At 62.4% G+C, this 13,213-nt stretch carries 11 protein-coding genes; 5 read left to right on the top strand and 6 right to left on the bottom strand.

Translation table 11 applies throughout. The features are described 5' to 3' along the window. Position 1: 1 nt before the first annotated feature. Complete coding sequence (locus HX805_RS30785; RefSeq protein WP_008431380.1) at positions 2 to 670, bottom strand: ABC transporter ATP-binding protein; 669 nt, start codon at positions 668 to 670, stop codon at positions 2 to 4. A 346-nt stretch (positions 671 to 1,016) separates the two neighbouring features. On the opposite strand from HX805_RS30785, the gene HX805_RS30780 reads away from it, so the two are divergent. The 5 genes from HX805_RS30780 (at position 1,017) to HX805_RS30760 (ending at position 6,921) form a co-directional block, all read left to right on the top strand. Beyond that, positions 1,017 to 1,700: a histidine phosphatase family protein gene (locus HX805_RS30780; RefSeq protein WP_177081991.1), complete on the top strand. Its 684-nt coding sequence runs from the start codon at positions 1,017 to 1,019 to the stop codon at positions 1,698 to 1,700. A 349-nt stretch (positions 1,701 to 2,049) separates the two neighbouring features. Beyond that, a complete protein-coding gene (arnT, locus tag HX805_RS30775) occupies positions 2,050 to 3,705 on the top strand; it encodes a lipid IV(A) 4-amino-4-deoxy-L-arabinosyltransferase (protein ID WP_177117600.1) in 1,656 nt (551 codons plus the stop codon). Between the two features lie 60 nt (positions 3,706 to 3,765). After that, complete coding sequence (locus HX805_RS30770; RefSeq protein ID WP_177081989.1) at positions 3,766 to 5,286, top strand: glycosyltransferase family 39 protein; 1,521 nt, start codon at positions 3,766 to 3,768, stop codon at positions 5,284 to 5,286. A 67-nt stretch (positions 5,287 to 5,353) separates the two neighbouring features. After that, positions 5,354 to 6,115: a M15 family metallopeptidase gene (locus tag HX805_RS30765; protein ID WP_177029207.1), complete on the top strand. Its 762-nt coding sequence runs from the start codon at positions 5,354 to 5,356 to the stop codon at positions 6,113 to 6,115. 83 nt (positions 6,116 to 6,198) lie between these two features. Further along, positions 6,199 to 6,921: a L,D-transpeptidase gene (locus HX805_RS30760; protein WP_003210282.1), complete on the top strand. Its 723-nt coding sequence runs from the start codon at positions 6,199 to 6,201 to the stop codon at positions 6,919 to 6,921. On the opposite strand, the gene HX805_RS30755 is transcribed toward HX805_RS30760, so the two are convergent. The 5 genes from HX805_RS30755 to HX805_RS30735 form a co-directional block, all read right to left on the bottom strand. Beyond that, positions 6,888 to 7,748 (bottom strand): alpha/beta fold hydrolase, encoded by an 861-nt coding sequence (locus HX805_RS30755; RefSeq protein ID WP_087693381.1) that lies wholly within the window; start codon positions 7,746 to 7,748, stop codon positions 6,888 to 6,890. The two genes, HX805_RS30760 and HX805_RS30755, sit on opposite strands and share 34 nt — an antisense overlap. Positions 7,749 to 8,053: 305 nt before the next feature. Further along, positions 8,054 to 9,634, bottom strand: a complete 1,581-nt coding sequence (locus tag HX805_RS30750; RefSeq protein WP_177081988.1) for an ABC transporter ATP-binding protein — start codon at positions 9,632 to 9,634, stop codon at positions 8,054 to 8,056. Continuing rightward, positions 9,631 to 10,458 (bottom strand): ABC transporter permease, encoded by an 828-nt coding sequence (locus HX805_RS30745; protein ID WP_003210288.1) that lies wholly within the window; start codon positions 10,456 to 10,458, stop codon positions 9,631 to 9,633. The genes HX805_RS30750 and HX805_RS30745 overlap by 4 nt, the downstream gene beginning before the upstream one ends. Continuing rightward, positions 10,458 to 11,435, bottom strand: a complete 978-nt coding sequence (locus HX805_RS30740) for an ABC transporter permease (protein ID WP_003210290.1) — start codon at positions 11,433 to 11,435, stop codon at positions 10,458 to 10,460. The genes HX805_RS30745 and HX805_RS30740 overlap by 1 nt, the downstream gene beginning before the upstream one ends. Next, positions 11,432 to 13,015 carry an ABC transporter substrate-binding protein gene (locus HX805_RS30735; protein WP_008431399.1) on the bottom strand — a complete coding sequence of 528 codons (1,584 nt, stop codon included), beginning with the start codon at positions 13,013 to 13,015 and terminating at the stop codon, positions 11,432 to 11,434. Before HX805_RS30735 ends, HX805_RS30740 begins: the two co-directional genes overlap by 4 nt. Positions 13,016 to 13,213 lie beyond the last annotated feature (198 nt).

The following is a 13,213-nucleotide window of genomic DNA, read 5'->3' as shown; positions in this document are numbered from 1 at the left end:
GTCAGCGGGCGTCCGCAGCGAGTACCTGGCCGCGATGCAACACCACCTGCTGGTCAAGGCGCGCCGCGATGCGCGGGCTGTGGGTGACCATCAGCAAACTGGTCGGGCTGTCCCGCAGCAGGTCCAGCAGCAGTTGCAGCACTTCGTCACTGGTGCCTTCGTCGAGGTTACCGGTGGGTTCGTCCGCCAGCAGCAAGCCGGGGCGCGACGCCAGGGCTCGTCCTACCGCTACCCGTTGCTGCTGGCCGCCGGACAGTTGTTCGGGGTAACGCCTGAGCAAGTCACCCAGGCCGAGTCGCTCCACAAGCTGCGCTTGCCACGCCGGATCGAGGCGCCCGGCCAGGCGCGCCTGGAAAGCCAGGTTGTCTTCGACCCGCAGGCTGCCGATCAGGTTGAACTGCTGGAACACCAGGCCGATCTCGGTGCGCCGCCAGTGGGCCAGTTGCGCCTCACTCATCTGGTCCAGGCGCTGGTCGCCGACCTGGATGCTGCCACGGTCGACCTGGTCGAGCCCGGCCACCAAATGCAGCAGCGTGCTTTTGCCACTGCCCGACTCACCCATCAACGCCAGGCTGCTGCGCGCTCCCAGGTACAGGTCGACACCCGCCAGCACGGTCAACGGCCCCTGCGGCGTGCCATAACTCTTGAATACCCCTTGTACCTGCAGCATCACCCCTCCCCACAAGCTTCTGGACTTAAGCCGGAGAATAACGGTTGTCACATTTTTATGTCACAACCATGGGAAAAAGGAGCGCCCCATGACCCCTGCAAATTTTTCACATCGATTTCACCCGGCCGCCACCTGCTGCACTTTAAATTGCCGTCCATGGGCAGATAACAGGCTGGTTATTTCAAACGCCCGTTAGTGCAAGTGAACAATTTTTTATATCGGTATGTTCAGCAAAAAGACAGCGCCCCTGTGACACGCTTTTGCATATTCCTGCATCAGCGCTACTCACTTGGCGCCTGCCTAACTTGCCGCTGCCAGTTACCGGATTAACGCCTGGAAGTTACCAATGGTGAATAGTGTGGTTGACCTGACCCTGAGCAAGTCTCGCTCGCGCTGGGCATTTGTAAAACAGCTGAACAAACTGTGGCTTGGCGTGGCAGGTATCGTGATGATCAGCCTGGCAGTAACGGCGTTCATCTGGTGGCCAAGATCGCCGCTGGACCTGGGCGTGGGCCACCGCCTGCTCACCTCCGGAACCCTGGAAGCCTGGCGTAACGGAGACCTGGTGGTGCTGGTCCGCCATGAGGAACGCTGTGACCGCTCCAACAACCCTTGCCTGGGCCCGGCAGACGGCCTGACCACGCTCGGCTCGTTGTCTGCCAGTGCCGTGGGCAAGGCCTTCCAGACCCTGGGCATGGAAAACACCGACGTACTGAGCAGCCCCACCACCCGTACCGCGCAGACCTCGCTTTTCATGTTCGGCAAGGCCGAACTGTCACCCGGCCCCCTGGCCATCTGCGGCCCTGCCATCGGCGAGGAACTGCGCCCGCATAAACACTCGGACCGCAACCTGCTGGTGGTCACCCACAGCGCCTGCATCAGCGACTTCGAGGAGGCATTGGGCTACTCACACGCTGCCCATGCCGAGTACGGCAGTGCATTGTTTGTAAAGCTGCTGCCCGACGGCAAGTTCAAGGCGCTGGGTATTTTGAAAAGTAAGGACTGGGCCGCCGTGCTTAAACAACTTTAGAACAATTCTTCACATTTAATCATTCAAGTTCGTTCAGCAAAAAGACAGCCAGACCGTGGCATCGTCTATGGTTTTAATTGATTTTTTTAGAAAAATTATTAGCTCACTAACTTTTCACAAGTTAACAACATGACGATGACCTTCGATGACTTATTGGACGCCACACGTTTAACGAGCTTGACTGGGGCACAGGGATATTCAGTTTCGCCCCCCCCACTAACAGACTGTTTAAGGAATAACGTTCTGTGCCGCATTTCTACCCGACCACGACCACCTTCTACCCCTCGCGCATGGCTGATCCAGCGCTCGCGCTGATTCACCGTCAATACCGCTTGAGAGTGCAATAGCCATGACCCGCCTTAAACCATTGCCCGTATTGCTACTGGCATTCGTGATGTTCTATCTGTTGCCACTGGGCCTGCATGGCCTATGGATCCCTGACGAAACCCGCTACGCCCAGATCAGCCAGGAAATGCTCATCAGCGGCAACTGGGTGGCACCGCACTTCATGGGCGTGCGCTATTTCGAAAAACCCGCCGCCGGCTACTGGCTCATCGCACTGGGCCAGGCGTTGTTCGGTGAAAACCTGTTCGGCGTGCGCATCGCTTCCGCCCTGACCACCGGCCTGAGCGTCGTGCTCGCCTACCTGATCGCCCGCCGGCTATGGAACGACCCGCGCAAGAGCTTCGCCTGCGCGCTGCTCTACATGAGTTTCGGCCTGGTGGCCGGGCAAGCCGGTTATTCCAACCTGGATCCGCAATTCACCTTTTGGGTCAACCTGAGCCTGGCGGCGCTGTGGTTTGCCCTCGACAGCTCCCCCCCCCGTGCCCGCCTCGCCAGCTGGACGTTGTTGGGTGTGGCCTGCGGCATGGGTTTCATGACCAAGGGTTTCCTCGCGTGGTTGCTGCCGGTGCTGATCGCCCTGCCTTACATGCTCTGGCAACGTCGCCTGGGGGAACTGCTGCGCTACGGGCCGCTGGCGATTCTGGTGGCGGCCGTGGTGTGCCTGCCCTGGGCGCTGACGATCCACCTGCAGGAACCGGACTACTGGCGTTTCTTCTTCTGGCACGAGCACATCCGCCGGTTCGCCTCCGACAATGCCCAGCATGCACGTCCCTGGTGGTTCTACCTGCCGCTGATGGTGGTGTCGTGCCTGCCGTGGGCGGCGCTGCTGCCGGCGACACTGTGCAAGGCCTGGAAGGAAAAGCGCCAACCGGCCATCGTCTTCCTGGCGCTGTGGTTGCTGCTGCCCCTGGGCTTTTTCAGCCTGAGCAACGGCAAGCTGCCGACCTACATCATGCCGTGCCTGCTGCCGCTGGCGCTGCTGATGGGCCATGCGTTGATCGACCTGCTGGCCAACGCCCGCACCCGCACGCTGCGCGTCAATGGCCTGCTCAACCTGGGCATCGGCCTCGCGGCGATGGTGACGCTGATCTACCTGCAAATCGACCGGCCGTTGTACGGCAACAGCCACAGCGAGATGTTCAACCTGTCCCTGACGTTCATCGTGCTGATGGGCTGGATGCTCGCCAACCTGCTTCAGGCCTTCCGCCCACTGGCGCTGTGGGCGATGCCGGCGTTGGGCATTGGCCTGCTGGTGGCGCTGTTGCCCGCCGGCATGCCGGCGGTGGTCGAAGATAACCAGATGCCTGACCAGTTCGTGCTCCAGCACCTGGACGAGCTGCAACAGACCCAAGCGCTGCTGAGCAACGAACTGGAATCGGCGTCGGCCCTGGCATGGCGCCTGCGGCGGCCCGAAGTGACGCTCTACAACACTGAAGGCGAACTACGCTACGGCCTGCAATACGCCGACTCGATGCACCGCAAGGTGGATCTGGACAGCGTTCAAGCCTGGCTCAAGCAGGCGCGCCAGCAAGGTTCGGTGGGCGTGCTGATGCGGGTCAGGAGCACCAGCGAAATGCGCGAAGCCGGCCAGCTGCCGTTGGGGGGCAAGCGTTATTACAAGGGTGACCTGGAGATCATCATCTACCCGCAATTGCCGTAACACAGGCGCCCTAATGTGGGGTGACCCCATTCAACACTCATCCCACATCGGAACCGCTCCATGAACTTCTGGAAAACCGAACGCAGCGCCCTGCTGCTGCTCCTGGGCGTGTCGGCCCTGATCCTGCTGCTGGGCCTGGGCGCCCGCGACCTGTGGGGCCCGGAAACCCGCTGGGCGAACATCACCCTGCAGATGCTGCAAAGCGGCGACTACTTCGACCCGTACCTCAAGGGCACCCCGTACTACGACAAACCCTTGCCGTCGTATTGGCTGATCACCGGGTTTGCCAACCTGATGGGCGGCCTGGGGCCGTGGTCGTTGCGCTTGTCATCGGTGATCTCGGCGTGGCTGAGCATCTGGCTGGTGTACCTGATCGGCGAGCAACTGTTCCGCAAAGGCACCGGCCTGATTGCCGGCTGGATGCTCGCGACCACCTTCTACTTCCTCTTCTGGGCCCGGGTGGCCACGGCGGACGTGCTGACCGTATGCGGCGTGCTCGCCGCCGTCTGGTGGTATTGGCGCGGGCCGGACGATACGCGGCTGGGGCGCTACACGGTGTTCTTCCTGTTACTGGCGGCGACATCACTGTTCAAGGGTTTGATCGGCTTTGTACTGCCGGGCCTGGTGTTGTTGCCGCACTTGCTCAGCGAACAGCGCTACAAACGCCACCTCAACCTGCGGCTGGTGCTGGCCGTGATCATTGCCGGGGCGTTCTACGCGATCCCGTTTGTGCTGTCCCACCTCTACGGCGCACCGACCTACGGTGCAAGCGGCCTGGAACTGGTGTTCCGGGAAAACGTGGTGCGCTTCTTCGACCCGTTCGACCATATGGGTCCGATCTACACCTACCTGATCTACCTGCCGGCCTACACCTTGCCCTGGGCGCCGTGCTGGGTGCTGGGCCTGTGGCTCGCCGTGCGGCATTGGCGCGACACCCCGCCCAACACCCGTTGGCTGGTGTGGGGGCTGGGCCTGCTGTTTGTGTTCTTCACCGCCAGTGGCAGCCGGCGCAGTTACTACGTGCTGCCGCTGGTGCCGTTCGCGCAGTTGCTGGCGGCGTGGTGGGTCAGTGAGCGTATCGCCCGCAAAGGCACGGTCGGCCGGGGTTGGTACCGTGGGTTCGGCATCGCTGCCGGGGTGATGCTGCTGGTACTCGGGGTGGTGTATCCGTGGACCAATGGCAATGGCGGCGTGACCCGTTTCGCCGAGGACGTTCAAGCGCAAGCAGTGAAAAGCGCGCCATGGAACGCGTGGCAGATGGTGATGGTGGAAGTCGACAACAAGGTACCGATGTACCTGCAAAATCACGGGACGCCGTTCTACTACGTTGCCGAAACCCAGGACTTCCCGCGCCAGGGCGACAGTGCGGCGTTCATGGCCTGGCTGGAAAAAACCAGCGGCCGCACCTTTGATCCCAAGCGCACAATTATTGTCGCGCAGTCCACCAAGGATGACCCGACGCCGCTGGCCTACCTGGGCAACGATCATCAGGTCATCACTACCCAGCCGGACAATGGTGAACGGTTGTTCCACAAGCGTGACGGTGGCAGCGTGGCATTTGTGCCCAACGCCGCGCCGTAGCACTGGCGGCATGGGGCGGGCATTGCTAGTGTGGCGCGCTTAAGCCACCGTCCGAGCCCGGCCCGCCATGCCCTACTCTTCCCTTTCCCTTGCCGCCCTGAGCCTGATCGTGCTCGCCACGCCGGTAGCGGCAGACACGCCGATGCCGGCCAACATGGTTTACCTGCGCAGCCTCGACCCGAGCATCGCCCAGGACATTCGCTACGCCAGCCCCCACAACTTCACCGGAGCGCCGCTGGACGGCTACAACGCAGCCGAATGCGTGCTGTCTGCCGACGCGGCAAAGGCACTGGTACGGGTCCAGGCCGAGTTGGCCAGGCAGGGTTACGGCTTGAAGGTCTTCGACTGCTATCGTCCCAGCCGTGCCGTCGCGAACATGGGCCGCTTCGCCAGCCTGCCGGGGGATCCGGCCAAGGCCGAGTTCTACCCCCGGGTGAACAAGCAGGATTTCTGGCGCCTGGGCTACGTGGCCAAGGTTTCCAACCACTCCCGGGGCGCGGCAGTGGACGTGACCCTGACCGGTCCCGATGCGCGGCCAGCCCAGGCCTGGAGCGCCGACACCGCGGCGGTGGATTGCGCCGCCGGTTACGGTCGACGCTTGCCCGATGGCGGCCTGGACATGGGCACCGGTTTTGATTGCTTCGACGAAATGGCCCACACCAACAGCCCCCACATCAGCCAGGCGGCACGCCAGAATCGCCAACGGTTGAGCGCTGCGATGGCCAAGGAAGGCTTTACCGGTTATGCCGGCGAATGGTGGCACTTCACCTACAGCCGCAATCCGGTGCGGGCCGAGCCGATGGACTTCCCTATCGAACCGCTGCGGTAACATCACAACACAGCTTCAGCTTGATAAAGCCCGGGGCAAAAACTAGCGTTTGAGGTTTCCCTCTTTTCAAGGACTGAACGCCGTTGAACACGCTCATCAAAACCTGCGCGGCGCTGCTGACGCTGCTTTCAAACGTGGCACTCGCGCAAATCCCCGAGACCAGCCGGCAACTGATCGTGGTCACCACCCCGGGCTGGAACGCCCTCCAGGGCACCGCACAACGCTATGAGCGGCACGGGCAAGGCTTTCAGAAAGTCGGCGAACCCTTTGCCATCGTGGTCGGTAAAAACGGCATGGCGTGGGGCACCGGCCTTACGACACCCACCCCCGACCAGCAGCCCCTCAAGCATGAAGGCGATGGCAAGGCCCCGGCCGGCATCTTCAAACTCGGCGGTGCCTTCGGCTACGCTCCCACCGCTGACACCCGCTTGCCTTACGCGGCCAGTACCGCCACCCGCGAATGCGTGGATGACAGCCAGTCCAGCCATTACAACACCCTGGTGGACAGCTCGGCGGTGAACAAGGACTGGACCAGTTCCGAGCGGATGCTGCGCAAGGACCAGCTGTACCGCCAGGGGATTTTTGTCGAGCACAACACACCGGCTTTGGCCAACGGCGGCTCGTGTATTTTCCTGCATATCTGGCGCAGCGTCAGTTCGGGAACATTGGGCTGCACGGCGATGGACCCGGTGAATATCCAGGCGTTGTTTGCCTGGCTGGACCCGCGAGAAAACCCGCTGCTGGTGCAACTGCCCGCCGCGCAGTACGACCTCTACCGTGAGCGCTGGAAACTGCCGTCCCGCTGAGCTGACAGCAGGCGTTGAAATGCGGCCAATACCTCGCCGGGTTTTTCAAGCATGAGTTGGTGGCCGCATTCGGGCAGCAACTGATACTCGGCATTGGGCAAATGCCGGGCGAGTGCTTCGCCGCCGCTGGCCGGGGTCAGGCCGTCGGTGTCGCCGGCCAGCACACTCACGGGCAGGGTCAGGGTGAGCAGTGCATTGGCGTCTGGCCATTGGACGTTTTTCATCAGGGCCTTGAACATGTACAGCGGGTTGCGCTCGGTGAGTTTTTCTTCGTAGGCGACCAGTGCGGGGTCGGCCTTGGCGTTCCATGCCGCCTGGCGGAAACCTTTGGCCAGCAGTGGGCGCAGCCATTCCAGGAGCCATGCGGGTAGACGCATCAGGCCGCCGCTCCGGCTGATGCTGTGGAGTCGGGTGCCCAGCAGCAATACGGCTTCGATGGGGATCGCGGGTTTGGCCAGCAAGGCGCTCAGGGTCAGGCCAGTGCCGAAGGAGTGGGCGACGATGAGGTTGCGGGAACCGCCGTAGCGCTTGAGGATTTCCAGGTAGTCGGCGACCAGTTCGGGCCAGGCGTAGGCCTCGGGGTTGCGGGGTTTTGCGCTGGCGCCGTGGCCGAGCAGGTCCCAGGCGACCAGACTGTAGCCTTGGGTTTTCAGGGATTGCCATTGGTGGCGCCACTGGTCCTTGTTGCCGCCGGCGCCGTGGCAGAAGAACACTACCGTGTCGGGTTGGGTGGTGCCCGCGTGATGGGTGATGCTCAGGTGACGGTTGGGGCGGATTTCCAGTGGTTGGCCCTGGATCACTGGCAGTTCGGTGAAAGAGGTCGGCATGGAGGTTTCTCAATAAGTGAAAGGATTGAGTGTGGTGTAGCAACAGCAAAATCAAAGGTGGACACGATCCAAATGTGGGAGCGGGCTTGCTCGCGAAGGTCGTTAACGATAACGCGAACATCCTGATTCAACGCGGCGCTCTCAGGTTCTTCGCGAGCAAGCCCGCTCCCACATAAAGCGGCTCTGCTTTTGCTCTAACACTCAGGTCGCCTTTGCCGCTTTTGCAATGTGACTCGCTGTAAGAGCGAAACCATAGGTGGCCGTTAGCTGAATAACGGATATGCCCCCAACCCCAACAACCCAAGTCAGATGGCCTCAGCCATCAACAACTCCCGCGTATACGGATGCCGCGCATCAGCAAACAGCGCCGCCGTCTCCCCCTGCTCCACCACCCTCCCCTGACGCATCACCGCAATCCGGTCGCACAACCGCGCAGCCACCCGCAAGTCATGAGTAATAAACACAATGCTCAACCTGAACCGCCGCTGCAGCGACTCCAGCAACTCCAGAATCTGCACCTGGATCAGCGCATCAAGCGCCGACACACACTCATCAGCGATCAACACCTTAGGCTCCACCGCCAACGCCCGGGCGATCCCTATGCGCTGCCGCTGCCCCCCGGAAAACTCATGAGGAAACCGCTCAAACGCCGCTGCCGGCAACCCCACCAACCCCAGCAACTCACGGGCCCGCCGCTCGGCATCCGCCTTGGAAACCCCCTGCACCAAAGGCCCAGTCATAACAATCTGCCCCACCGTCTGCCGCGGATTGAGCGACGCAAACGGATCCTGGAAAATCATCTGCACATCACTGCGCAACGCTCGCAGCCGCCCTTCAGACAACCCCGCGACCTCCCGCCCCAACCACTCGATCCGCCCGCTGTCAGCACGCAGCAAACGCACCAGGCACCGACCCAGGGTCGACTTGCCCGACCCCGACTCCCCCACAATCCCCAACGTCTCGCCTTCACGCAATTGCAGCTGAACCGCATCCAACGCCTGAGTCGTACGCCGCCCCCACCAACCGCTGCGGCTGCTGAACACCTTGCCCAGCGCTTCGGCCTTCAGCACCACAGGGCCAGCCACCTGCGTACGTGGCACCAGCGGTTGCGCCGACACCGCCGCCAACAACTGCCGGGTGTAATCTTCCCGGGGCACACGCAACACCGCCGGGGCCGTGCCCTGCTCCACCACCCGGCCCTTTTCCAGCACCAGCACCCGGTCGGCAATCGCCTCGACCACGGCAAAGTCGTGGGTGATAAACAACAGTGCCATGCCCTTGTCCTGCTGGATCTTGCGCAGCAGGTCGAGAATCTGCGCCTGGGTGGTCACGTCCAGCGCCGAGGTCGGCTCATCGGCAATCAACAGCGCCGGATCAAACGCCAGGGCCATGGCGATCACCACCCGCTGACGCTGCCCGCCAGACAGTTCAAACGGATACGCCAGTCGCAAGCGCTCAGGGTCGGGCAAGCCGACATAACCGAGCAAATCCACCACCCGCTGACGCCGCACCCGTGCCGCCGCCACGCCATGGGCGCGCAGGGTTTCATCGATCTGTTGGCCCACCCGCAACAGTGGGTTGAGGGCGCTCATGGGCTCCTGGAATACCATGCTGATATCCCGCCCGCGCAGTTGGCGCATGGCCTCTTCGCTGCGGTCGGCCAGGTCTTCGTCGCGAAACACCAGGCGCCCGCTTTCCACCTTCAGCGGGTCCGGCAACTGGCGCAGCAAAGCCTTGGCCAGCATTGACTTGCCGGAACCGGATTCACCCACCACACACAAGCATTCGCCACGGTTCAGTTGCAGCGACAGGTCATACAGCGCATGGCTGCGATCCGCACCGGCCGGCAAGGCGATACGCAAATGTTCAACACTCAACAACGTCATAGCGACCTCCCTGGCTCAAAGGCCACACGCAAACCTTCACCGACTCGATTGACCGCCAGCACGCACAGCACAATCGCCAACCCCGGCAGGAAGCTCATCCACCAGGCGTCCCGCAGCAAGCCACGGGAGGCATTGATCATGTAGCCCCAGCTCATGGCTTCCGGGTCGCTCAAGCCGAGAAACGCCAGGGCCGCTTCGGTGAGGATCGCCGTGGCCATGACAAAGGTCATGGTCACCAGCAGCGGCGCCAGGGCGTTGGGCAGGATCTGCTGGGCGATGATCCCCAGCGGCGACTGCCCCAGCACCCGCGCGGCCTGCACGAATTCGCGCTGGCGCAGGGTCAGGAACTCACTGCGCACCAACCGCGCCACCGCCGGCCACGCTACGAGTGCGATGGCCAGCACGATGGAGAACAGGGACGGCTCAAGGATCGCCACCAGGATCACCGCCAGTACCAGTTGCGGAATGATCTGGAAGAACTCGGCAATGCGCATCAGCACCCCATCGAGCCAGCCACCGAAATAGCCGGCGACCGCGCCGACCAGCAGGCCCACCACCAGGGTCGCCAGGCTGGCCAGCGCCCCCACGGCCAGGGACACCCGCGCGCCGTACAGCAGGCCACTGGCGAGGTCGCGACCGAGCAGGTCACTGCCCAGCCAATGGGCCGGGTCGTGGAATGGCGCGAGCATCGGCTGGCTGTTCATCTCCCATGGCGAGCTGCTGGTCAGCCAGGGGGCGGCGATCGCCAACAGCGTCAGCAGCAGCAAAAACAGCGCACCGATCAACGCCGCAGGCTGGCGCACAAAACGTCGGAAAACCAGCATCAGCCTTGCACTCCTGCACCGATACGCGGGTCGAGAAAACGACAGATCACATCGGTCAACACGTTAAAGCCCACCACCAGAATCGAGATCACCAGGAAACCGCCCATCAACACGCCGTAGTCACGCTGGGCCAGCGAGTCGTACATCAAGCGACCAATCCCCGGCCAGGAATACACCACCTCCACCAGTAACGCGCCGCTGGCCAACTGGCCCAGTTGCAAACCGGCAAAGGTCACCACCGGCAACAGCGCATTGCGCAACACATGCACGTACAAAATCCGCCGCGGGTGCAGGCCCTTGGCGTGGGCGGTGCGCACGTATTCCTGGCCAAGGGCGTCGAGCACGGCGGCGCGGGTCAGGTGGATATACAAGGCGAGGAACAGCACGCTCAACGACACGCACGGCAGCAGCAGGTGCTTGAGCCGGTCGAGCAGGGAAAAGTCCTGTGCCACCGTTTCCATGCCAAACGCCGGCAACCAATCGAGGCTGACGGAGAACAACAGGATCAGCAGCATTGCCAGCCAGAATGGCGGCATCGCATACAGCAGCAAAGCGCCGTGGGAGATCACGCCATCCAGCCAGTGGCGCTTCTGTCGGGCCCGGGCGGCCAACGTCCCCAGGGTGACGCCAAGCACCGACGAGAGCAAAAATGCCGAGCCCATCAGGGCCAGTGTTGCGGGCAAGCGCTCGGCAATCAGCGACCACACCGAGGTCTGGTTGCGGTAGGAATAACCCAGGTCCAGATGGGCGATATTGCCCAGGTAGATCAGCAACTGCGTGAGCAACGGCTTGTCCAGGCCCATGGCCTGGCGCAGGTGTTCGATGAACTGCACATCATCCACCCCCGCCTCGCCGGCCAACAGCAGCGCCGGGTCACCCGGCGCCAGGCGGATCAGTAAAAAGCCCAGCACCAGCACCGCCACAATCATCAACAGTGCCTTGAGCAGGCGACCGCTGAAATACAGCAACCCGTTCATGGTGCAGGCGCGTCGAGGTAGACGCTTTCGTAGTCTTCGTTAAGGCTGGTGGCGGTTTGCAGCAGGTTCTTCACCTCTTTGTGGAACAGTGTCGGGTAGCGCATTTCGAAGATCGGCGCGATCGGCAGGTCGGTGTTCAGCACGTTTTCCAACTGGCTATAGAGCCTGGTGCGTTCCGGGCCTTCCGGGGTGTTGGCGACCTGGGTCCACAGGGCATCGGCCTCGGGGCTGTTGTAGCCGCTGACGTTGGCAAATGGCGAAGTCTTGAGGATGTAGTCGGAGCGGTACAGGTAGGCGTTGGTCAGGTACGGGTCGCCGATCTGGAAGATGAAGTTGTAGGTCAGGTCGAAGTCCCAGTCGCTGACGCGCTGGAACCAGGTGGCGGCGTCGGACGTCACCACTTGTACCTTGAAGCCCAGCGGCTGCAGGGCTTGCTTGGTGTATTCGGCCAGGCGCTCCCAGGCACCGCCCTTCTCGCCGTTGAGCAGGCGAATCCGCACGGCGCCCACGTCCACGCCGGACTCGGCAATCAGCGCCTTGGCTTTTTTCACGTCATAGGTGTACTGCGGCAATTGCGGGTCGTGGTACGGCGAGGTGGACACGAACTGGCCGGGGGCAACCTTGCCCGAACCGAAGAAGATGTTGTCGACGATGAACTGGCGGTTCAGCGCATACAGGATCGCCTGGCGCACCTTGGGGTTGTTCAGCGGCGGCTTGCGCGTATTGATCTGCAGGAAGGCCAGGCCGGAATACAGCTCCCAGCCTTTTTCCGACGACTGCACGTCCGGCAAGGCGGTCAGGCGCTTGAGGTCGGAATAGTCGGCATCACCGCTGCGCAGCACCTGCACGTCGTTGCGCTCGAACGCCGCAGCGCGGGACGAGCCGTCCGGGATCACGTGGAAGATGATCGCATCCAGGTGTGGCAGGCCCTTTTTCCAGTAGTCGGGGTTCTTTGCCAGCTTGATATAGGCGCCGCGTTTCCACTCCACAAACACAAACGGGCCGGTGCCGACAGGCTTGAGGTTATAGGGGTTGTTGCGAAAGTCAGTGTTCTCGTAGAGGTGCTTGGGCACCACAGGCCGCAGCCCGCTGCCCAGGGCCGAGAGCAACGGCGCGAAGGGTTTCTTGAGCTGGAACACCACCTGCAGCGGGCCCTTGGCGGTGATGCTGTCGACGTACTCGGTGAAGACCCCGCCCAGGCGCTTGTCCACTTCGGGGTAGAAGGTCTGGAAGCTGAACACCACGTCATCGGCGGTGAACGCGTGGCCGTCATGCCAGCGCACGTTGTCCTGCAAATCGAAGGTGTAGGTCAGGCCATCGGGGGAAACGGTCCAGGCCTTGGCCAATACCGGTTTGGGTTTCAGGTCGGTGTCGAAGGTCAGCAGGCCCTGGAGGATCTTGCCGCTGACGTACTGGGTGGACACGTGGCTGACCACGCCGTGCATCAGCGACGGCGGTTCGGGTTGGGCCACCAGGTTCAGCACTCCGCCGTCATGGGGTTGCGCCTGAGCGGTGCCGGCCAGCAGCACGGCGCCAAGTCCCAGGTATGAAAGGACACGGCGAAAAGATAAAGGGCGCATGGAGACTCCTTGACTAAGGTTTTGTCAGGGATTTAGCAAGGGCTGTGCCATGGGGCGACGGGCCGCGTTTGCGGGCGTCGTAGACCTTGGCAGTGATGAAAAAACCACAGTGGCCGGGACGAGTGTGGAAAAAGCAACAGCCCGCCCTCTTGAGGAATGGTTGTGCGTAGCAGCTGCCGAGCCTTGGCGAGGCTGCGT

Origin of the sequence: Pseudomonas sp. G5001 (assembly GCF_013385475.1) — a bacterium.
GTDB lineage: Bacteria > Pseudomonadota > Gammaproteobacteria > Pseudomonadales > Pseudomonadaceae > Aquipseudomonas.
This window is presented reverse-complemented; position numbering and strand designations above follow the sequence as displayed.